The 20137-nt window shown below is 70.3% G+C and carries 20 protein-coding genes; 7 read left to right on the plus strand and 13 right to left on the minus strand.

From position 1 onward, the window contains the following. Window positions 1-26 precede the first annotated feature (26 nt). The 3 genes from cobJ to NG1_RS19675 all read right to left on the minus strand — a co-directional run bounded on the left by cobJ (window position 27) and on the right by NG1_RS19675 (window position 2765). A complete protein-coding gene (gene cobJ, locus NG1_RS19665; RefSeq protein ID WP_062972840.1) occupies window positions 27-1595 on the minus strand; it encodes a precorrin-3B C(17)-methyltransferase in 1569 nt (522 codons plus the stop codon). Continuing rightward, a complete protein-coding gene (locus NG1_RS19670) occupies window positions 1592-2227 on the minus strand; it encodes a precorrin-8X methylmutase (RefSeq protein WP_062972908.1) in 636 nt (211 codons plus the stop codon). The genes cobJ and NG1_RS19670 overlap by 4 nt, the downstream gene beginning before the upstream one ends. Window positions 2228-2327: 100 nt before the next feature. Next, window positions 2328-2765, minus strand: a complete 438-nt coding sequence (locus NG1_RS19675; RefSeq protein WP_040867149.1) for an Lrp/AsnC family transcriptional regulator — start codon at window positions 2763-2765, stop codon at window positions 2328-2330. Between the two features lie 136 nt (window positions 2766-2901). Here NG1_RS19675 and ddaH point away from each other — a divergent pair, with 136 nt between their 5' ends. Continuing rightward, window positions 2902-3747: a dimethylargininase gene (gene ddaH / locus NG1_RS19680; protein WP_245659961.1), complete on the plus strand. Its 846-nt coding sequence runs from the start codon at window positions 2902-2904 to the stop codon at window positions 3745-3747. 21 nt (window positions 3748-3768) lie between these two features. Here the strand turns inward: ddaH and cobG are convergent, their stop codons facing one another. The 3 genes from cobG to NG1_RS19695 form a co-directional block, all read right to left on the minus strand. Continuing rightward, window positions 3769-4956 carry a precorrin-3B synthase gene (gene cobG, locus NG1_RS19685; RefSeq protein ID WP_062972844.1) on the minus strand — a complete coding sequence of 396 codons (1188 nt, stop codon included), beginning with the start codon at window positions 4954-4956 and terminating at the stop codon, window positions 3769-3771. Window positions 4957-5004: 48 nt separating this feature from the next. Beyond that, on the minus strand, window positions 5005-6024 hold the full coding sequence (locus tag NG1_RS19690) for an alpha/beta hydrolase (protein WP_063910378.1): 1020 nt from the start codon (window positions 6022-6024) through the stop codon (window positions 5005-5007). Window positions 6025-6139: 115 nt separating this feature from the next. Next, window positions 6140-6505 (minus strand): hypothetical protein, encoded by a 366-nt coding sequence (locus NG1_RS19695; protein WP_157114130.1) that lies wholly within the window; start codon window positions 6503-6505, stop codon window positions 6140-6142. Window positions 6506-6686: 181 nt separating this feature from the next. Here NG1_RS19695 and NG1_RS19700 point away from each other — a divergent pair, with 181 nt between their 5' ends. The 3 genes from NG1_RS19700 to NG1_RS19710 all read left to right on the plus strand — a co-directional run bounded on the left by NG1_RS19700 (window position 6687) and on the right by NG1_RS19710 (window position 9138). Continuing rightward, window positions 6687-7766, plus strand: coding sequence for a hypothetical protein (locus NG1_RS19700; RefSeq protein WP_084499043.1), 1080 nt, complete (start codon window positions 6687-6689; stop codon window positions 7764-7766). Between the two features lie 121 nt (window positions 7767-7887). After that, on the plus strand, window positions 7888-8688 hold the full coding sequence (locus tag NG1_RS19705) for an SAM-dependent methyltransferase (protein WP_062972848.1): 801 nt from the start codon (window positions 7888-7890) through the stop codon (window positions 8686-8688). Window positions 8689-8697: 9 nt separating this feature from the next. Beyond that, window positions 8698-9138, plus strand: coding sequence for a nuclear transport factor 2 family protein (locus NG1_RS19710; protein WP_062972850.1), 441 nt, complete (start codon window positions 8698-8700; stop codon window positions 9136-9138). Between the two features lie 127 nt (window positions 9139-9265). Here NG1_RS19710 and NG1_RS19715 read toward each other — a convergent pair whose 3' ends face one another. After that, the gene (locus NG1_RS19715) at window positions 9266-10822 is read right to left on the minus strand and encodes an MFS transporter (RefSeq protein ID WP_062972852.1); all 1557 of its coding nucleotides are present in this window, start codon (window positions 10820-10822) and stop codon (window positions 9266-9268) included. Between the two features lie 103 nt (window positions 10823-10925). Between NG1_RS19715 and NG1_RS19720 the strand changes: the two genes are divergently transcribed. The 3 genes from NG1_RS19720 to NG1_RS19730 all read left to right on the plus strand — a co-directional run bounded on the left by NG1_RS19720 (window position 10926) and on the right by NG1_RS19730 (window position 16018). Further along, on the plus strand, window positions 10926-11612 hold the full coding sequence (locus NG1_RS19720) for a TetR/AcrR family transcriptional regulator (RefSeq protein WP_062972854.1): 687 nt from the start codon (window positions 10926-10928) through the stop codon (window positions 11610-11612). Between the two features lie 133 nt (window positions 11613-11745). After that, entirely contained in the window at window positions 11746-15321 is a 3576-nt protein-coding gene (cobN, locus tag NG1_RS19725) for a cobaltochelatase subunit CobN (protein WP_062972856.1), read from the plus strand. A gap of 172 nt (window positions 15322-15493) precedes the next feature. Next, window positions 15494-16018: a DUF8020 domain-containing protein gene (locus tag NG1_RS19730; RefSeq protein ID WP_062972858.1), complete on the plus strand. Its 525-nt coding sequence runs from the start codon at window positions 15494-15496 to the stop codon at window positions 16016-16018. 93 nt (window positions 16019-16111) lie between these two features. On the opposite strand, the gene NG1_RS19735 is transcribed toward NG1_RS19730, so the two are convergent. From NG1_RS19735 to NG1_RS19760, 6 genes are all read right to left on the minus strand, one after another. Beyond that, the gene (locus NG1_RS19735) at window positions 16112-17071 is read right to left on the minus strand and encodes a helix-turn-helix transcriptional regulator (protein ID WP_062972860.1); all 960 of its coding nucleotides are present in this window, start codon (window positions 17069-17071) and stop codon (window positions 16112-16114) included. A gap of 49 nt (window positions 17072-17120) precedes the next feature. Continuing rightward, window positions 17121-18473, minus strand: a complete 1353-nt coding sequence (locus NG1_RS19740; RefSeq protein ID WP_062972862.1) for a cytochrome P450 — start codon at window positions 18471-18473, stop codon at window positions 17121-17123. A 116-nt stretch (window positions 18474-18589) separates the two neighbouring features. Next, complete coding sequence (locus NG1_RS19745) at window positions 18590-18958, minus strand: STAS domain-containing protein (RefSeq protein ID WP_040867132.1); 369 nt, start codon at window positions 18956-18958, stop codon at window positions 18590-18592. A 338-nt stretch (window positions 18959-19296) separates the two neighbouring features. Further along, complete coding sequence (locus tag NG1_RS19750) at window positions 19297-19554, minus strand: DUF4235 domain-containing protein (protein WP_062972865.1); 258 nt, start codon at window positions 19552-19554, stop codon at window positions 19297-19299. After that, window positions 19551-19946 carry a DUF3618 domain-containing protein gene (locus tag NG1_RS19755; protein WP_062972867.1) on the minus strand — a complete coding sequence of 132 codons (396 nt, stop codon included), beginning with the start codon at window positions 19944-19946 and terminating at the stop codon, window positions 19551-19553. The genes NG1_RS19750 and NG1_RS19755 overlap by 4 nt, the downstream gene beginning before the upstream one ends. Then, on the minus strand, window positions 19943-20137 hold a 195-nt coding region (locus NG1_RS19760), incomplete at its 5' end, for a phage holin family protein (RefSeq protein WP_169812349.1). The genes NG1_RS19755 and NG1_RS19760, both read right to left, overlap by 4 nt.

A 20137-nucleotide genomic window follows, 5' to 3' on the forward strand; every position in this document is an offset into this window, starting at 1 on the left:
TCCGATCGTCGGTGCGTCTGGCGATCTTACGCGCCGCCGACGGCCGCGTCGTGCGCGCGATCGTAACGGCGGGAGGTGTAGACCCGTGTGCCCGCGTCGGTCTCGCGCGCCGTGGTGGTGGACGCGCCGATGATCAGCAGCGTACGCATGTCCACCTCGTCGGGGTCGAGATCACCGAGCGACACCACTCGGACGGATTCGGTGGGTCCGCCGACGTCGCGCCCCACGACGACGGGCGTGTCCGGCTTGCGATGCTCCAGCAGCAGGTCCCGCATCGCGCCCACCTGCCAGGTGCGTTGCGAGGACGCCGGGTTGTATACCGCGATCGCCATATCGGCCGCCGCGACGGCGGAAATCCGCTGCGCCACGACCTCCCACGGCTTGAGCCGGTCGGAGAGCGAGATCATCGCGTAGTCGTGGCCGAGCGGCGCGCCCACCCGGCTGGCCACCGCGTTCGCCGCGGTGAGGCCGGGCAGCACCCGGACCGGCACCCCGCTCCACTGCGGATCGCCGGATTCCTCCAGCACCGCCGCCGCCATCGCGAACACCCCGGGATCTCCCGAGGAGACGACCGCGACCCGCGCGCCGCGCTTGGCCAGATCCAGGGCCATGGCCGCGCGCTCGGACTCGACCCGGTTGTCGCTGGCATGCCTGCGCTGCCCCGGGCGCTCGGGCACGCGGTTCAAGTAGGTGGTGTAGCCGATCAGATCGGTGGCGTCCGCCAACGCCGCGCGCACCTCGTCGGTGGTCCACTCCGGCGCGCCGGGACCGAGTCCCACCACCACGACCTCACCGACGCCCTCGGTCGTCTCCGCGTCGGCGACCCGCTGAGCCGCGGCCGTCTCCGCTTCGAGGCGCGGCAGCGGCGTGGTCGGTTCGGGGCCCGGCACGAGGGCGATGGCGAAGTAGGGCACCTCCGCGTCGTCGACCGCGCCCGCGTGCAGCACGCGCTGCTGGGTGGTGCTCGCGCGCTCGACGTAGTACGCGCCGGCGAGCCGTCCGGAATCCGAAAGCGCCCGGCGCACACCGGGATAGGTGCGTCCCAGTTTCATGATCGCGGCCGCGTCGGTCGTGCGCAGCCGCCGGGTGAGTTCGTCGACCGGCATGGTGCCGGGCAGCACGGTGAGCACCTGCTCGCCCTCGACCAGCGGGGTCCCCAGCGCTGCCGACGCCGCGCTCACGGAGGTGATGCCGGGGATGATCTCGGCGTCGAACCGGTCGGCCAACCGCCGGTGCATGTGCATGTACGAGCTGTAGAACAGCGGGTCGCCCGCGGCGAGCAGCGCGACCGACCGGCCTGCGGCGAGGTGCCCGGCCAGCCGCTCGGCGGCCTGTTCGTAGAACTCGTCGATCGCGCCCTGGTAACCGCCGGGATGATCGGTGGTCTCGGTGGTCACCGGGTAGACGAGATGCTCCTCCAGTTGGCCGGGGCGCATGTACGGCGCCGCGATGCGGCGGGAGATGCTGCGGCCGTGGCGTGCGCTGTGGAACGCGACGACGTCGGCCGCGCCGATCACGTTGGCCGCTTTGACGGTCACCAATTCGGGATCGCCCGGTCCGAGCCCGACGCCCCACAGCTTGCCCGGAGTGGTCATTCCTGTTCGCTCGCAATCGCGTTCAGCGCGGACGCGGTGATGGCGCTGCCGCCGCGCCTGCCGCGCACCGTGAGGTATTCGACGCCGCCGAATTCGATCAGCGCGTCTTTGGATTCGGCCGCACCGATGAATCCGACCGGGATGCCGAGCACCGCGGCGGGTCGGGGCGCTCCCGCGTCGAGCAGGTCGAGCAGATGGAACAGCGCCGTCGGCGCGTTGCCGATCGCGACGACGGCGCCGTCGAGACGGTCGCGCCACAGGTCGAGCGCGGCGGCGGAGCGGGTTGTGCCCTTGGCCGCGGCCAGCTCCGGCACGCGCGGATCGGCGAGGGTGCAGACGACCTCGTTGCCCGCGGGCAGTCGTTTCCTGGTCACACCCGAGGCCACCATGGTCGCGTCACAGAGAATCGGCGCGCCCGCGCGCAGCGCCGCCCGGGCCGAGGCGACCACACCGGGGGTGTAGGCGATATCCGCGGCGAGATCCACCTGACCGCAGCCGTGGATCATCCGCACGACCACCTGTGCCACATCCGGCGGGAAACCGCTGAGATCGGCCTCGGCGCGGATCGTCGCGAACGAGCGACGGTAGATCTCGGCCCCGTCGGTCAGATAGCTGGCACGTACGTCGGACATGCGGTCCACCATATGGGGGCGGGTCCGGACAGATCGGTCCGGGTCGGGCGCTGTGCATTCCGGGACTGCCACCGGCTACCGGCGCGCGGGCGCCGCCGGATCAGGTGCGCGGGCGCTCCAGAATCCGGGACATGACGATGGCGCTGCGGGTACGCCCGACCCGAGCGTTCTCCCGGATCCGTTCCACGGTCACCTCGATCTCGGCCATGTCGGTGGCCATCACGTGCACCAGCGCGTCGGCCTCGCCCGCGATCGTCCAGACACCGACCACCTGCGGGATCGGTTCCAGACTGCGTTTGAGTTCGGCCGGGGAGATGTTGTCGCGGTAGTACACCTCGACGTACGCCTCGGTCTTCCAGCCCAGCGCCGCGGGATTGACGAGCGCGGTGAACCCGGTGATCTGCTTGGCAGCGACCAGCCGGTCGACCCGCCGTTTCACCGCGGGCGCGGACAATCCGACCGCGCCGCCGATCTCCTGGAACGAAGCGCGGGCGTTCTTCAGCAGTTGCGCGAGAATCCGCCGATCGAGGTCGTCCACATCACACCTTCTCGCTATGGAAGCAATGATTCGCACTTTTCGGGCCGATATGCGCAACGAATCGTCATTTCTGGCGCAATGCTAGGCCCTTTACCGTCGAATCAGCCGAAAACCCACGCTCACACCGGGAGTTCCGTTGACCTCTGTAGCCACCCTCCCTGTCGACTCCGCCGCCCGCCGTTCGTCGCCGCGCCGGTTCGTGATGTGCCGTCCCGATCACTTCGAGGTCACCTACGCCATCAATCCCTGGATGAATCCCGCCGAGCCGGTCGACCGCGCGCTGGCGCTGACGCAGTGGGAGACGTTGCGCGCCACCTACGCCGAACACGGACACACCGTCGAGGTGGTGCCCGGCGTCGCGGGCCTGCCCGACATGGTGTTCGCCGCCAACGGCGGTCTGATCGTCGGCGACCGGGCCATGTCGGCCCGCTTCACCCACCCGGAGCGCGCCGCTGAAGGCCGGGCCTACCACGCCTGGTTCGCCGGATACGGTGTGCCGAATCTGGTGGCCGCCGCGGAATGCAACGAGGGCGAAGGCGACTTCCTCCTGGTCGGTGACCGCCTGTTGGCCGGAACGGGCTTCCGCAGCTCGCTCGCCGCGCACGAGGAGGTGTCGCGCCACTTCGGGCTGCCCGTGGTGTCGTTGGAACTGGTCGATCCGCGCTTCTACCACCTGGACACGGTGCTGCTTCCGCTGGACGCCGAAACCATCGCCTACTACCCGCCCGCCTTCAGCCCGGCGGCGCGCGCGGTGCTCGCCGCGCTCTATCCCGACGCGATCGTGGCCACCGACGCGGACGCCGCGGTGCTCGGGTTGAACGGAGTCTGCGACGGTTTCCACGTCTTCCTCAGCAGCGCGGCCACCGACCTGAGCGAAGCCCTGCGCGCCCGGGGCTACCATCCGGTGGGGATCGAGATGTCCGAGTTGCTGAAGGCCGGCGGTTCGGTCAAGTGCTGCACGCTCGAGATCCACGGCAGGTGACCGGCCGGGGCCGCCGGAGAGTCAATCGACGCGATAACCCTTGTCGGTCGCGACGATGTCGGTGACCTCGCCCTGCGGGCGGCCGCAGCGGCGGTCGCACCCCGACCAGTGCTGACGCCCGGCCACGGTGACGTCGGTCGCGGACATCGTCCGCGGGCCGAGGGCCGGGTCGGCTGCCCCGGGCAGCACCCGTCCGGTGTCGACCGCGTCGGCCGCGTCGGCCCGGACGTCGGTATGCGACTTCGCGCAGCCGGGCTGTCCGGCGCAGGCGCTGACCAGCAGCCACGGCGAGTCGGCGTCGAAGATCAAACCCATCGGCGCCAGCACGCGCACCACCTGTTCGGCGGCCCACTCCGCCAGGTCCGTGATCACCAGGCTGCGCCACGGCGTGACGAAGATCGGTCGCTCCACCGCGGCGAGGAACTCGGCGGTGCGGGCGGGCAGCGAGCCGAGGCGCACGCCCGCGCCGAGCCCGACCGATCCGTTGTCCTGCTCCAGCCATCCGATCGGAACGCGCTGTTCGGTGGAGAATTCGAGTCGTTCGGCGGTCGGGGACAAGCCCAGGCGATCGACGACGCGTTCGGCGCCGTGTTCGATCTCGTGCAGCCGCCAGCGGCCCGCGTCGTCGCCGCGCAGGTCCAGGAACGCGTGCGCGGCGGCGAGCGCGACGTCCACCGCGTCGGCGGCGCGGAGTCGCAGGCCGCTGTCGCCGCCTGCCAGCAGCAGGGCGAACTCGTCGGTCCCGGTCGCGTGTACCCCGATGTCGGGGCCGAGCCCACTGACATCTCCGCGTCCGTCGTCGAGGGTGAACAGCACCCGGCCGGGGAGGCCGGCCAGCCGCGGCGACGCGAGCAGGCCGGTGTCCAGCGCGGGAACCAGGGGGTGCACGTCCGCGAGGCCGCCGATCCGGCCGGACAGCGGCGAGGCGATGATGTTGCGCACCCGTTCGTGCGTGGGGCTCGGCAGGAGGCCCGCGGCCGCGAGCCGGTAGGTCAGCATCCCGGCGTCACGCACCCGGCGTAATTGGACGTTGCCCCGGGAGGTGAGCTCGATGTTCCCGTCCGCCAGGTCGAGCGCGGCCTCGGCCAGCGCCTGCACCTGAGCGGGATCAAGGCGACCGCCGGGCACGCGGATTCGTGCCAGCGGCCCGTCGGCGGCCTCGTGCAGCCGCAGCACGCCCGGGCAGGAGTCAGGAGCACGTCGTGTCATAGCGCATCCAGCCTACGGACGCGCGAGCCCGGCACAGCGAACGGCCGGTCACCCGCCGATCGAACGCACCCAGTCGATGACGGCGGCTCGATACTCCGCGGTGTTGCGCGCGAGATTCACCGAGTGCCCGCTGCCGGGCAAGACATACGTGCGCAGTCGTGCCGCCGGGCCGAAGAACGGCGCTTCGGTGGCCCGCAAGGTCTCGGTGTCCGCGCAGACGGCGTAGCCGGGGCCGCAGGAGAGCCGGTCCAGACTGCCGTTGACGACCAGCACCGGGACGTCGATGAAGTTGGTCATCGGCGGGAGGGTGGAGGTCAAACCGTCGGGATACTCCGTGGGCGAGAAGACTTCCTTGGTCGCTTCGTCGACGGCGAGTACTTCGGGATCGGCGGTCTCGGGGGCGAAGAAGTCGCCCGCGCGGGTACCGGGCCGAGTGGTCAGGTAGCCGGGGTCGAAGCCGCGCCCGGCGAAGCGCGGATCCTCGGCGGCTTGGTGGTAGGTCGAGATCACGCCGAGGACTTCGGGCACGTTGAGTGCGTGGGAGAAGCCGGTGAGCAGGACGCCGTCGACATCCTGGTACGTGGTCGCCTCCAGGACGTCGATGCCCGAGCTGAGCGAATGGCCTCCGGTGATGACCCTGGCGAAGGGCGGTGCGCCCGCGAGTCCCCGGCGCAGGCCCTGCACGATGTCGTGCAGGGCGCGAGCGGAAACCGTCGCCGTGACCTGTGTGCTCGGTGGCCTGGTGCTCGCTCCGTTGCCGAGCCGGTCGACCACCAGCGTCGCGATGCCCGCGGCGTTCATCGCGCGCCGGAAGTTGTAGGTCTCCGGCGCGTAGGGGAAATCCCAGTAGGTGTGGTTGTAGTTGGAGCCCGCGATCAGCACCATGACGGTATCGGTGGCGCCCGCGGCGGGAGTGCACAAGGAACCGGCCATTTCCCCGAGCGGCACGGGAAGGGTAACCGCTTCGCAGCGGCCCGGCGCGGTGTCGTCTGCGTGGGCGGTACCGGGTGTCAGGCAGAGCAGTATCGCGGCCGCGGACGCGACGATCGACCGTAGCGAGGTTCGCACGCGACGCAGGCTATGCCCGAATGTCATGGCGCGCAATAGCTGTCGCCGACGAACCCGACTTCACCCGAGGGTGTGACAACAGCCGTTGCGGCCATGGGTTTCGGGACTCGGCAGTTCAATCGCGCACCGGCGGAACGAGTGCGCCGAAGTCGAATTCGGCGGCTCCCTCGTCGACCGCTCCGGCGACGACCTCGAACGAGCGGGCGTCGAGGGCGGTGCACCCCAGCGCGGCGAGACTGGCGAACCGGTACTCACTGTCGGCTTCGCGCATCGCGTTGTCGAGGTCTTCGCGAGTGTCGTAGATCGTGATCGAGAAGACGGTGTTGTCCTGCCGATCGACGAAGAAGAAGATCTGCCGGGCGCCGTGATCGGCCATGGCATGCGGCACGATCTCGTGTTGCAGGAACGGCACCGTCGTCTCCATCGTCTCCGGGTCGATGGGGCAGGCGGCCTTCATCATGCGGGCGTAGAGCTTCTTCATGGCCGAATGCCTTCCGAGCCGGAGCCGGTCATGCCTGGTGGCTATCGGCGAATGACGATACCGCACATAATGTTCGGTGGCTATCGCATAGTTGATGCCGCACGCGTGCACTCGGCCGCGCCCGATATCGCGTCGGAGCGCGGATGTCCGGGACGACGCGGTGACCGAGGAGCGCGGGAACATGGGTGCGACGAGACAACGGGCGGGTACGCGAACGGTGCACTTCGTCGGAAGCTTTCCGGCCGAGAGCACGGACGTCGCGATGAAGGCCATGCTGGACAGCGCGGGGGCGCGGCTGCGTACCCTGCCGACCGGGGAGACGCGGCGCTACGAGTTCTACATCCAGCCGATCATCGAAGACCTGGTCACCCAGGGTGTCCTGGCGGTGAAGAAGCCGGGGACGTGGCGGTCGAGCCGGGACCGGACGATTCATCGCGTCGCTCGCGGCGCCGAATTGCGCGGGGACATGATGGATCTCGGATATCTCCGGGAGGCGCAGGAGGCACTGCCGATTCTCCGCGAACTGCGTGGCGTGCGCGAGTTGCCCGGCCTCGCGCTCCAGATCGGCATGCCGACCGACTTCACCCTGACGTTCGTCGCCATGGGAGCCGCCGGTCTGCGGCGCCATCGCCGAGCCTTCTTCGACGCCACCGTGCGCGAGATCGCGGCTATCCGCGCGCTGGCCGGCGACGACGTCGTCGTGCAGTTGGAGGCCACCGCGGAACTGGTGCTCACGGCCGGCGCGCAGCCGTCGCACCGGCTGGTCGATCGGGCGCTGGGACTGGGCGAGGGAATCGCCGCGCTGGCCGCGGCCGCTCCCGAGGGCACCCGTTTCGGGGTGCATCTGTGCCTCGGCAGCCTGCGCAACAAAGCCCGGGGAAAGTTGCGTGATGCCCGGCCGCTGGTCGATTTGGCCAATTCCGTCGTCCGGCATTGGCCGCAGGGGCGCATCCTGCAATTCGTGCACGGCCCGGTCGCCGCCGGTGACATACCGCCGTCGGCCGATCCGGAATTCTATGCGCCGCTGGCAGATCTGGCTTTGGCCACGGGCACCGATTTCTATGCCGGGTTGGTGCACGATGTTCCTACCGAGGCACAGCAGTTGGAGACGTTGCGGACTCTGGAGAATGCGCTGGGCCGCCCGGTCGACGGAGTCGCCTGCGCGTGCGGTCTTGGCCGTCGCCCCCGCCCGGTGGCGGACGTACTCATGGCGAGGGCCGAGGTGCTCGCGGCGGCGACCGAGTCCGGGACGCAACGGTAATTCACTCTCCCGCAGCGCTTTCGACCGGCAAATGTTCGCTGCGCCGGAACGAACGGCGGCGACGGGAAGGGACATTCGTTACGAACCCGACCGGAGTGATCGAAGAGGTACGGTGTGCGGCATGGAGCGAGCACCGCGGGGCGTCGATCCGAATCTGCCGAATTCCGCCCGGGTATACGACTATCTGCTGGGCGGCAAAGACAACTACGAGGTCGACCGGGTGGTCGCGCACCGGATGCTGTCCATCGCACCGGACACCCGCACGTTGGCCTGGTTCAGTCGAAAGTTCCTGGTGCGGGCGGTCGAGCTGGCCGCCGAGGCGGGGATCCGGCAGTTCATCGATCTCGGCGCGGGTATTCCGACGTCACCGAACGTGCACGAGGTCGCCCGCAAGGTCGATCCGTCGGCGCGGGTCGCGTACGTCGATTTCGATCCGGTCGTGTACGCGCACTGCGGCGCCCTGCTCGCCGGGGCCGAGGGGGTCACGGCCATGCTGGGCGACGTGCGCAGGCCGGACGACATTCTCGATCGGCTGCGCGACGAAGGGGTGATCGACTTCGGTGAACCGGTGGCGATCACGCTCGTCGGGGTCCTGCACTTCGTGATGGACGACGAGGACCCGGCCGGGATCGTCGCCCGCCTCGGTGCGGCCATGGCGCCGAAAAGCCACATGGCGTTCACCCACGGCTCCGCCGACAGCGATCCGGACTTCATCACGCAGTCGTCGTCGGATACCGCCAACTCCTCGGCCCAGGTGGTCTATCGGTCTCCGGCCGTGGTGGAGTCGTTCTTCCAGGGCTTCGAAATGATCGGCCCCGGTGTCGTTCCGCTGCAACAGTGGCTCGACGACGATCTTCCGGACACCGGACTGGTGCTGCTGGGCGGGATGGTCCGCAAGACCGGGCACGCACACGCCGACTAAGGTCGCCGTATGTCCGAAATCTCCACGGTCGCCGACCGGCTCGCCATCATCGATGTGATCACCAAGATGTTCGTGTACACCGATCAGAAGCGCTGGGAGGACTTGTCGGCCGAGGTCTTCACGCCGAGCGTGGATTTCGACGGCGGGTTCGGCGGGCCGGTCGGGGAGCGGGCCGCCGCCGACATCATCGCGGATTGGCGCACCGGGCTCACCGACCTCGACGGGGTGCACCACCAGTCGGGCAACCATCTCATCGATCTGGACGGTGACACGGCGCGCGTGCACGCGGACGCCATCGCGGTGCACGTCAAGAACGCCGCGGTCGAGGGCAAGACCCGGACCTTCGTCGGCAGCTACTCCCTCGGCGTCGAACGCACGGCGGACGGGTGGCGGGTCAACCGATTCCACTACCACCTCAAGGTGATCGACGGGAACGCCGACCTGGTGTAGGTCAGTCGCGTGCGGGCGGGGACCGTTCGGCGACCCGGATCGGGTTCGCGCAATCGTCTCGCGTGCCGCTGACACATCGGCGACGGTGTCATGCTGTGCGCTCGTGCTGCGGCGGCATCGCGAGCTGTCATCGCGGCGTCGTCGGTTGCGTTTCCGGCCGCGCGGCCGCGGGTTTCGCTTTCGCGCGCGACCGTCCCGGCGCCCACACACCGATCGGTATCGCGGCGATGAGGGTGAGAATGCCCAGCGCCAGCGTGGATTGCTGGGCGCCGTAGACGAAGGCGGACTCGGCGAACTCGGCGAGGGGCGCGGCTTGCGGGCCAACCCGTTCGGTGACCTGGAGCGCCGCGGCCAGTGAGTCGCCGACCGGTTCGCGAATCTGTTCGGGCACCTGCGGCAAGGCGGGCGCGATGCGGCTGCTGTACCCGGCGGCCAGGATGCTGCCCGCGATGGCGATGCCTACCGCCGCGCCCACTTCGCGTGCCGCGTCGTTCACCGCGGCGGCGACGCTGTGTTTCTCCACCGGGGTGCCCGCGATGATCGCGGCCGTCGCGGGTGCGGTGCACAGTCCGGTACCGCTGCTCATGATCAGGAACGGCCAGAGCAGATCGACGTAGGTGCTGTCGACGTCGAGGCCGGAGAGCGCGATGAGCGCGATCCCGATGATCACCAGCCCGCCGGCCATCGGTAGCCGCAGTCCGGTCCGCTCGGCCAGCCGGGGCGCCACCGCGGAGATCGCCACCATCGGCACGACCATCGGCGCCATCGCCAGCGCCGACATCAGGGGCCCGTACCCGTGGATCAGCTGAAGGAACTGGACCATCAGCAGGAAGGTCCCGAAGCACACGAGGAATTGGAGGGTCACCGCCGCGGTCCCGGAACCGAAGCCTCGATGGGTGAACAGGCGCACATCCAGCAGCGGGTGTGCCACCCGTGTCTCCACCACCACGAACGCCACCGCCGCCAGCACCGCGACGACTGCGGTGCTGATCACCAGCGGATCCAGCCAGCCGCGCTCGGGCGCCGCGATCGCGGCCACCACCAGCGATCCGACGGCCGTGGCCGAGGTGAGCGCGCCCCACAGGTCCACCGCGGGACGTGCCCGGTCGACCGATTCCGGCAGCGTGAACCCCGCGATCATCAGGAGCAGGCCCGCGATGGACATGGCGAGCAGGATCGACACCCACGACCACTGCTCCAGCAGCAGGCCCGACCCGAGGATGCCCAGGACCGCTCCCGCGCCGGCCACACCCGCCCACAGCCCGACGGCGTTGCTACGCCGTGACTCGGGAAATCCGGCGGTGATCAGCGACAGCGTCGAGGGCATGACCAGAGCCGCCCCCACACCGGCCACCGTCCGGCCCGCGATCAACCAGCCGGGCGTATCGAGCAGGACGGGCGTCGCCGAGGCCGCCGCGAACGCGAACAGCCCGATGATCAGGACGGCGCGCCGCCCGTATCGGTCGCCGAGCGCGCCCGCCGGAAGAACCAGGCAGGCCAGCGCCAGGGTGTACCCATCGATGACCCAGGTGAGCTGCTGCTGACTGGCTCCGGTGGCGGCGGCGATCTCCGGCAGTGCGGTGTACAAAGCCGCCATCGACGCGACGACCAGGGCCACGGTGGCACAGGAGATCGTCAACATCCAGCGCTGCGCGACGGACAAACGTCTCGTGGTGGACTCCATGGCGCCTCCCGGCAGAACAGAACTGTCAGTATCGCTACGCTACTATCAGTAGCATAAGTGGGCGGAGTGGCGATAGGCGTCGCGAAGGAGGAATGTTCGACCCATGACCGGTGCCGCAGAACCGCCCCCGCACCACCCTGATCCCGGTGCCGAGGTCGATCCGCGCAAGCTGCGCTCCCGGGCCAGGCTGCTGGACGCCGCGACGGCGCTGTTGAAATCCGGTGGGCTGGAGGCGGTCACCGTAGAAGCGGTGACGACCATGTCCAAGGTCGCGCGCACCACGCTGTACCGGCATTTCGACAACGCCGTGCAGTTGCGCGCCGCCACGCTCGAGCGGCTGCTCCCTCCGGTCATCGAGGCGCCGCCGGATGGTCCGCTGCGGCAACGGCTCACCGAATTGCTCAGCAGGCAGGCCGCGGTCGTCAACGAGGCCCCGTTGCAGATGTCCACGCTGGCGTGGCTGGCCACCGGCGAGCGCGGCGCGTCCGGCGCGGGTCCGGCGTTCACCTCGCTGCGCCAGCGGCTCATCGAGCAGTACCGCAAGCCGTTCGATCAGCTGTTCGGCGATCCGGAGGTGCGCGCCCAACTCGGCGATTTCGACGTGACGCTGGCGCTGACCCAGCTCGTCGGTCCGATCGTCTTCGCCAGGCTGGTCGGACTCGCGCCGACCACCCCGGCCGAATGCGCGCGGCTCGTCGACGACTTCCTGGCCGCCCGGTCGAGCGACCGCGAACGCCGGACGGTGCAGCCGGGTGGACGCGTGGACGAGCCCGGCCCGAACGGCAGGTAGCATCGGCGTGCTCGGCGGACGACGAGGAAACCGGTGGAAGTCCGGTGCGGTCGCGCCACTGTAGAAAGCCAGACCCTCCCCGGCGAGCAGCGAACCCCCCGATGGGCGCGTCACCCGAGGAAGGCTGCCACCCGTGATTGTGTTGTTGTCCACGTCCGACACCGACCTGCTCAGTGCCCGCGCCAGCGGCGCCGACTACCGCTGGGGGAATCCGGCTCGCCTGCTGGTCGACGACCTGCCCGGCCTGCTCGACGGCGCCGATCTGGTGATCGTGCGCATCCTCGGTGGCAAGCGGGCCTGGGAGGACGGGCTGGAGGCGCTGCGCGCGAGCGGGATCCCGCTCGTCGCGCTCGGCGGCGAGATCGCCCCGGACGCCGAACTGATGGAGTGCTCCACCGTGCCGGGTGGTGTCGCGGCCGACGCGCACAACTACCTCGCCGCCGGCGGCCCGGAGAACCTGCGCCAGCTGCACAATTTCCTGTCCGACACCGTGCTGCTGACCGGCCACGGTTTCGAACCCCCGATCCAGTTGCCCAGCTGGGGCGAACTCGACCGGGTCGCCGCCGGGCAGGCCGACGGGCCGACGGTGGCGGTGATCTACTACCGCGCCCAGCATCTGGCGGGCAACACCGCCTACGTCGACGCGCTGTGCACCGCGATCGAACTGGCGGGCTCGCGGGCGCTGCCGCTGTACTGCGCGTCGCTGCGCACCCCGGAACCCGAGTTGATCGCGACCCTGCGCCGCGCCGACGCGCTCGTGGTGACGGTGCTGGCCGCAGGCGGCACCAAGCCCGCCACCGCGTCGGCGGGCGGCGAGGACGAGGCTTGGGATGTCGGCGCGCTCGCCGACCTGGACGTGCCCATCCTGCAAGGGCTGTGCCTGACCACCGGCCGCGCGCAGTGGGAGGCCAACGACGACGGGCTGTCACCGCTGGACGTCGCCACCCAGGTCGCGGTGCCGGAATTCGACGGACGGATCATCACGGTCCCGTTCTCGTTCAAGGAATTCGACGCCGACGGCCTGTCCACCTACGTCCCGGATCCCGAGCGCGCGGCCCGGGTCGCGGGCATCGCGACGCGCTACGCGCGGCTGCGCCACATCCCCGCCGCGCGCAAGCGCATCGCGGTCATGTTGTCGGCCTACCCGACCAAGCACGCCCGCATCGGCAACGCCGTCGGCCTGGACACCCCGGCCAGCGCGATCCGCCTGCTCACCGAAATGCGTTCCGCCGGTTACGATCTCGGCGCACCCGGCGAGGTGCCCGGCCTGGACGAGCGGGACGGCGACGCCCTCATCCACGCCCTGATCGCGGCGGGCGGCCAGGACCCCGACTGGCTGACCGCCGAACAGCTCGAGGGCAACCCGATCCGCATCGGCGCGGCCACCTACGCGGCCTGGTTCGACACCCTGCCCAGCGACTTGCGCGAGGCCGTCGTGGAAGCGTGGGGCCCGCCGCCGGGCGAACTCTACGTCGACCGCTCGTCCGACCCGGGCGGGGAGATCGTCATCGCCGCGCTGCGTTTCGGCAATGTCGCGCTCATGGTGCAGCCGCCGCGTGGTTTCGGCGAGAACCCCGTGGCGATCTACCACGACCCCGATCTGCCACCCAGCCACCACTACCTGGCGGCCTACCGGTGGCTCGGATCGCCCGACGGTTTCGGCGCGGACGCGATGGTGCACCTGGGTAAGCACGGGAACCTGGAGTGGCTGCCGGGCAAAACGCTCGGCATGTCCGCCTCGTGTGGCACCGATGCCGCCCTCGGTGACCTGCCGCTGATCTATCCGTTCCTGGTGAACGACCCCGGTGAGGGCACCCAGGCCAAGCGGCGCGCGCACGCCACCCTGGTGGATCACCTGATCCCGCCGATGGCGCGGGCCGAAAGCTACGGCGATATCTCACGTCTGGAGCAGTTGCTCGACGAGCACGCCAACATCTCCGCGCTGGACCCGGCCAAGCTGCCCGCCATCCGCCAGCAGATCTGGACGCTGATGCGCGCCGCGAAGATGGACCACGACCTCGGCCTCACCGAGCGCCCGGACGAGGACTCCTTCGACGACATGCTGCTGCACGTCGACGGCTGGCTGTGCGAGATCAAGGACGTGCAGATCCGCGACGGCCTGCACATCCTGGGACAAGCCCCGGCGGGTGAGAGCGAACTCGATCTGGTGCTGGCTATGCTGCGCGCGCGCCAGCTGTGGGGCGGCGAGCGCACCGTGCCCGGTCTGCGCGAAGCCCTCGGCCTGGACGAGTCGGGCGGGGAGGCGCGCGAACGCGTGGACGCCGTGGAGGACCGCGCCCGCGCGCTGGTCGCGGCGTTGCAGGCGGCGGACTGGTCGCCCGAGGCCGTGGACGGCATCACCGACGACCCCGAGGTGCGCCGGGTGCTGCGGTTCGCGGCCACCGAGGTGGTGCCGCGTCTGCGGCAGACCGGCGTGGAGATCGAGCGGGTGCTGCACGCGCTCGACGGCGGGTTCATCCCGGCGGGCCCGAGCGGTTCGCCGCTGCGCGGCCTGATCAACGTCCTGCCGACCGGACGCAATTTCTACTCGGTCGATCCCAAGGCCGTGCCGTCCCGGCTGGCCTGGGAGACCGGGCAGGCCATGGCGGAATCCCTGCTGGAGCGCTACCGCGCCGATCACGGCGAGTACCCGCGGTCGGTGGGCCTGTCGATCTGGGGCACCTCCGCCATGCGCACCTCCGGCGACGATATCGCCGAAGTCCTCGCGCTGCTGGGCGTCCGGCCGGTCTGGGACGAGGCGAGCCGGCGGGTCAGCACACTCGAGGTGATCTCGCCCGCCGAACTCGGCCGTCCCCGCATCGATGTGACGGTGCGCATCAGCGGCTTCTTCCGCGACGCGTTCCCGCACGTGCTCGCCCTGCTCGACGATGCGGTCCGCCTGGTCGCCGACCTGGACGAGCCGGGCGAGGCGAACTACGTGCGGGCGCACGCCCAGGCCGATCTCGCCGAGCACGGCGACCGGCGGCGCGCCACCACCCGCATCTTCGGCTCCAAGCCCGGCACCTACGGGGCAGGCCTGTTGCAGCTGATCGATTCGAAGAGCTGGCGCACCGACGACGACCTCGCGCAGGTGTACACCACCTGGGGTGGCTACGCCTACGGACGCGACCTCGACGGCGCGCCCGCCGCCGAGGACATGCGCGGCGCGTACCGGCGGATCGCCGTGGCGGCCAAGAACACCGACACCCGCGAGCACGACATCGCCGACTCCGACGACTATTTCCAGTTCCACGGCGGCATGGTCGCGACGGTGCGCGCGCTGACGGGCAAGAACCCGGAGGCCTACATCGGCGACAGCACCCGCCCGGACGCGGTGCGCACCCGGACGCTGTCCGAGGAGACTGCGCGGGTGTTCCGGGCCCGGGTGGTGAACCCCCGGTGGCTGGAGGCGATGCGCAGGCACGGCTACAAGGGCGCGTTCGAAATGGCGGCGACCGTCGACTACCTGTTCGGCTATGACGCCACCACCAACGTGGTAGCCGATTGGATGTACGAGAAGCTCTCGGAGAGCTACGTTTTCGACGAGGTGAACCGGAAGTTCATGGAGCAGTCCAATCCTTGGGCGCTGCACGGCATTGCCGAGCGGCTGCTGGAAGCGGCCGAGCGCAAACTGTGGGAACACCCCGAACCGGACACGCTCGATCGACTGCGGCAGGTCTACTTGGAGACCGAGGGGGAGCTGGAGTAGCGGCGGCCGCCTTCCCGTCATCTCCTGGGTGACCACCGAACCGATTGGCGGGCAAGACATTTCGGACATTCTCAAGTGCCGGAAATGGTGATGCCCAACGCCTATAATCGCTAGTGTTTCACGGCTGTACCCAGGTAACGACAGATCGAATCTGCTGAGGATGGGAAGGCTCATGAAGTTCAGAGAATTGGTTGCGACCACGCTGCTGACCATTGCCGCCACCGGCGTGACCGCGGCGACGGCGTACGGGCAGGCCGAGATCTACGACCCCGTGGTGAGCGGGAACGAGAGCGGTGTCTCCTACACCACGTCCGTCGCGCCGGACCGGACGAGCGCTGTGGTCACGCTCGACTCCGGTACGTTCGCCCGCACTCCGGGGGGGATCGCGGTGCTGAGGCCCGACGGGTCGGTCGTGACCACGGTGCCCACCACCATGGTGTCCATCTTCGGCCAGCAGGTCGAAGTGGCGCCCGACATCGATGCGGCCGGGACGACATTGACCTTGAGCCCCATCGGAGCCGCCGTCCCGGAACCGGGTGCGCCGCAGTTCATCGGTGACGCGGGGTCCACATTGGGCGGGGTGGCGATCGGCTGTGCCATCGGGGCGCTGGTCGGTCTCGTGTTCTTCATCGTCGGGGTCTTCCCCGGTTGCGTGGTCGGCGGCCTCATCGGTGCCGCCGCGGGCGCCAGCCGGTAGTACGGGACTGATTCGCGGGGCGCTGGCGGCCGCGCTCGGTGCCCCGGCATCGAGCGCGGCCGTTTCGTCTGTGCGAAAGCTCGCGATCTCCCGTCATTTCCGCCCGGCCGCCCGCCGGAAACGGTCGGCCGTGGCGACCAGGTGTTCGGCGAGCGCGGGGGAATCGAGCACCTCGAACTCGACATCGGCGAGGCCGAGATACCACGTCAGCATTCGAGGGGAATCCGAACCAACCAGCGCCACACAGTGTTCCGGCCCGTCCGGTATCACCTCCACCGCCGCGGGCAGCCGGGCCCGGACCACGTCCGCCGAAGCGGCCATGCGGACGCGGGCACGGTAGCGCCACGTGGCGGCGCCCACGCCGCGCTGCACTCGCTCGGCGATCTCCTCCTCGGAGACGGCGCGGGGCGTGAATCGTGGCCCGTGCGGAACCTTCGGCGCGATCCGGTCGACGCGGAAGGTACGCCAGTCGCCGCGCCCCACATCCCACGCGACCAGATACCAGCGACCCCACCAGTGCACCATCCGGTGCGGCTCGACATCCCGGCTGGAGGACGCGCCGCCATGGCTTTCGTAGTCGAAGCGCAATCGCTCGCTCGCCCGGATCGCGTCCGCGACCGCGGTGAGCACCGCCGCGTCCACGGTGGATTGTCCGTCGCCGGACACGTGCACCGTGGCCGCGGTCAGCGTGTCGACGCGGTGCCGCAATCGGGACGGCAACACTTGCCGCAGTTTCGTCAGCGCGCGCACCGACGTCTCCTCGATGCCGGTGACCGCTCCGTTGGCGGCGGTGACCAGTCCGACCGCCACCGCCACGGCTTCCTCGTCGTCCAGCAGCAGCGGCGGCAACGCCGATCCGGCCCCTAGCCGGTAACCCCCGGCGACGCCCGGCGTGGCATGCACGGGATACCCGAGCGTCCGCAGGCGCTCGATGTCGGTGCGCACGGTCCGGGTGGAGACGCCGAGCCGTTCGGCCAGCGCGGGCCCGGTCCAGTCGCGCCGCAGTTGCAGCAGCGACAGCAGCCGCAACAGGCGTGCGGAGGTTTCCAGCATGGCTCGATCATGGCAGCTGTCGCGGAAGCGAGCCTTCCGCGACAGACGATCAGCCGGCCTGCGTCATGCACGGCTCGACGGTGAAGTCGAGCCCGAAATTGTTCAAGGTCACCGGCAGGGGAGCGTCCGGATTCGGCCGGGGCGTGGACCGCAGCCGGAAGTCGGCGGAGGTCAACAGGTGTGCGAGCAGCGCGCTGGTGACGAACAGCACCAGGTTGCGGCCCGGGCAGTCGGCGGGGCCCGCGCTGAACGGCACCAACTGGGGGTACTGCTCCGCGCGGCCGTCGAGCCAGATCTCCGGGACGAACTGGTCGGCGAACGGCAGCAGCTCGGCGTCCCGGTGGAACGCCGCGACCGCGATCATCAGTGCCGCGCCCGCCGCGATGGTGAAGCGCTCGTCGCCGTCGCGCCATTGAGTGTCGGCGGTGATGTCGCGCAGCAACATGGGCGTGGTCGGCCACAGCCGTACCGACTCGAGCACGCAGGCGCGCAGGTAGCCACGCAGGTCGACGCGGTCCGGGTCGCCGGCGTCCGCCAGCGCGCGGGCGTGGTGCTCGGGATGGGTGCTCAGCACCGCCAGCGCCCGGCTCAGCGCGATGCCCGCCGCGTCGAAGGCGAACAACCAATGCGGTATCTGCCCGACCGGATCGGTCGCCCCGCCCGCGGGCACCGCGGCCAGTGCCCCGGCCAGGCTGTCCGGGGGAGCGGACTCGACGTGACGGTAGAGCCGATTGGTGAACTGATCGCGCTGCCTGCGATGCGCGGGCGCCAGGAACGACCAATTGCCCGCCGAGCGCAGCCGGGACAGCTCGTCGGTGAGCACCGTGTCGTCGCGGCCCCGCTCACCGAGCACGATCCGTCGCACCAGCCGCCACCACCGCGTGGTGAACTGCCGCGCGTCCAGGTGACCGCGGTGCAGGGCGGACACGATCATCTCGCGCGCCTCCTCCGCGATGGCCTCGGCGAACGGCCCGGCCAGGCGGTGCAGCGGCTCTGCGGACTCCAGCGCCGCCTCGTTCACGGCCCGGCGCTGATCGCGGATCGGGCCTTCGGACAACAGGACACCGTGCGGCTGGAACTGGCGCAGTGCGGCGCGCTTCTCGCGATTGGCCGGGTGAAACGGCGTCGGCGCGTCGGCCAGGACCCGCCCGACGTCCTGCGGGTCGAGAACGACCACGATCCGGCGCCCCGGCACCACCAGCTCGACCGGACCCGCACCGAACTCCCGCCGCAGCTGCCGCACGCGCTCTATCGCCCGCGAATCGGCCCCGGTGCGTTCGAGCAGGCCCAGGACCGGCCGACGTCGCGCGATGACCCCCGAGGCGACCGAGGCGAATCCGAGATCCGCCAGTGCCGCTACCGCGGGCACTCCCACCAGTCGGTGTTCGCGGTTGTCTGCCATACGGCCTCCTCCCGGTGCGCTCAGATCGGCACGGTGCCGACGACCGGGCAGATACCCGGCGACGCGGGGTCGAAACCGTGGCGGGGTCCGAGCGGCACCGATGCGGTGCCGGAGGCTCAGCTGGGGGCTTGGGTCTCGTCGACTGCCAGCGCGGCCTCGACGGAGTCGCATACCGTGAGCAGACGGTCCAGCGCGGTGACCTCGATCGGCCTGCGCGCCGCGTCACTGGGGACCACGCGCAAGCCGCCGGAACCGGTGGCCTCCGAGGCCGCCAGCAGGACGCTCAGCCCAGCGGAGCCGAGGAACCCGACGTTCGACATGTCCACCACGACCGCGGCCGGTGTGTCGCGCAGCGCCTCGTCGAGCGCCGATTGCAAGCGTGGCGCCGAGGCCATGTCGATCTCGCCGTGCACGGTGACGACCACCGTGCCCTCCGCCGACCGCACCTCGACCTCCAACGCCCGGGGCGCGCTTTCGGAACTCACAATCCACCTCCCGTGCCGGCCACGCGTCCTCGGCAGTACGCCACGTCGACCTCCGCTCAGGTTCGCATCTCTTGCACAGTCGGTCACGGCGCAGAGAGCGAGCATTCCGCGGCCAACTTACCCCATCGCGCTCCGGTCCGATCACTCCGTGCACCGCGTCCCGCCTCAGACCAGGCAATATCAGGGGCCGGAGGACGCTGCCGCGCGGGTGCGGAAATCGGCCCCCCGGCACAACGAATGCCGCCGCCGTGAGTTCGGGCACCTGGAAGGAGTGTCCGAACTCACGGCGGCGGCAGCGATTTCGAGCGGCGGCGTACTGCCGCTCCGGCACGGTGGCGCTATTCCGGCCAAGTGCCGGTGAGCGATTCGTAACCGCTCGCGCCCGCACGATCGATCGCGGCCTTGACCAGGCCGAACACCGCGCCCTGCAAGGCCGCGGCGAACAGCACCTCGCGCCAGGAATGGTCTCGCGCGGTGGAGGACGGGGCCTGGTCCTCACCGGTGATCCGCGTCCACACCTTGGTGAACACCGCGTTCGCCGCCAGGCCGCCGAGCACGCTGATCACCAGGCCGAGCGGTTTGTAGAGCGTCTTCATCGCCGCCTCCGAACGATCTGCCACACCACCGCCGCGATCACCGCCGCGCCGAGGGCCGCCGGGATCGGGTGCGCGCGCAACGCGCCACCGGCCTGCCTGCCGCGCGCGGCGACCGGTTCGGGCGCCGCCGCCGCCACCCGGTGGGCGAGGTTCGCGGCGCCCGTGCGGGCCTGCTGGGCCTTGTCCGCGACGGCGAGCGCCGCCTCGGACGCCACGTGCTGGGTCGTCTCGACAGCCTCGTGCGCTTTCTCCTTGCTCCGCGCTGGCACGTCGAGCTTGTGGCCCAACTCTTCGACCGTCCTGCCCAATTCCGCTCTGGCCTCGTCGCGGTCGCGCCGCAAGGCCGCGACGTCGTCGGTGGGCTGCCCGGCCCGGGGTCGGCTGTCGCTCATCCCCGCCTCCTGTCCTTGATCACCTCGATGTCCTCGCGCACGCCCTCGACCGCTTCCTGCGGTATCGGCGGCGCCGCGTGCTCCACGCTCTTCTTCCCGGACAACCCGAGGACCGCCGCGACCACCAGCAGCGCGCCCGCCACGATGAGCGCGGACGCCCAGCCCGGCAGGACCTCGGCGAGGCCGAGCAC

This window comes from Nocardia gamkensis NBRC 108242 (assembly GCF_001612985.1).
Classification (GTDB): domain Bacteria; phylum Actinomycetota; class Actinomycetes; order Mycobacteriales; family Mycobacteriaceae; genus Nocardia; species Nocardia gamkensis.

Bases quoted from the DNA above. Each gene is read 5' to 3' on its own strand.
- cobJ (WP_062972840.1), bottom strand. From the start codon at position 1,595: ATGACCACTCCGGGCAAGCTGTGGGGCGTCGGGCTCGGACCGGGCGAT.
- NG1_RS19670 (WP_062972908.1), bottom strand. From the start codon at position 2,227: ATGTCCGACGTACGTGCCAGCTATCTGACCGACGGGGCCGAGATCTAC.
- cobG (WP_062972844.1), bottom strand. From the start codon at position 4,956: ATGACACGACGTGCTCCTGACTCCTGCCCGGGCGTGCTGCGGCTGCAC.
- NG1_RS19695 (WP_157114130.1), bottom strand. From the start codon at position 6,505: ATGAAGAAGCTCTACGCCCGCATGATGAAGGCCGCCTGCCCCATCGAC.
- NG1_RS19700 (WP_084499043.1), top strand. From the start codon at position 6,687: ATGGGTGCGACGAGACAACGGGCGGGTACGCGAACGGTGCACTTCGTC.
- NG1_RS19705 (WP_062972848.1), top strand. From the start codon at position 7,888: ATGGAGCGAGCACCGCGGGGCGTCGATCCGAATCTGCCGAATTCCGCC.
- NG1_RS19710 (WP_062972850.1), top strand. From the start codon at position 8,698: ATGTCCGAAATCTCCACGGTCGCCGACCGGCTCGCCATCATCGATGTG.
- NG1_RS19715 (WP_062972852.1), bottom strand. From the start codon at position 10,822: ATGGAGTCCACCACGAGACGTTTGTCCGTCGCGCAGCGCTGGATGTTG.
- NG1_RS19720 (WP_062972854.1), top strand. From the start codon at position 10,926: ATGACCGGTGCCGCAGAACCGCCCCCGCACCACCCTGATCCCGGTGCC.
- NG1_RS19730 (WP_062972858.1), top strand. From the start codon at position 15,494: ATGAAGTTCAGAGAATTGGTTGCGACCACGCTGCTGACCATTGCCGCC.
- NG1_RS19735 (WP_062972860.1), bottom strand. From the start codon at position 17,071: ATGCTGGAAACCTCCGCACGCCTGTTGCGGCTGCTGTCGCTGCTGCAA.
- NG1_RS19740 (WP_062972862.1), bottom strand. From the start codon at position 18,473: ATGGCAGACAACCGCGAACACCGACTGGTGGGAGTGCCCGCGGTAGCG.
- NG1_RS19750 (WP_062972865.1), bottom strand. From the start codon at position 19,554: ATGAAGACGCTCTACAAACCGCTCGGCCTGGTGATCAGCGTGCTCGGC.
- NG1_RS19755 (WP_062972867.1), bottom strand. From the start codon at position 19,946: ATGAGCGACAGCCGACCCCGGGCCGGGCAGCCCACCGACGACGTCGCG.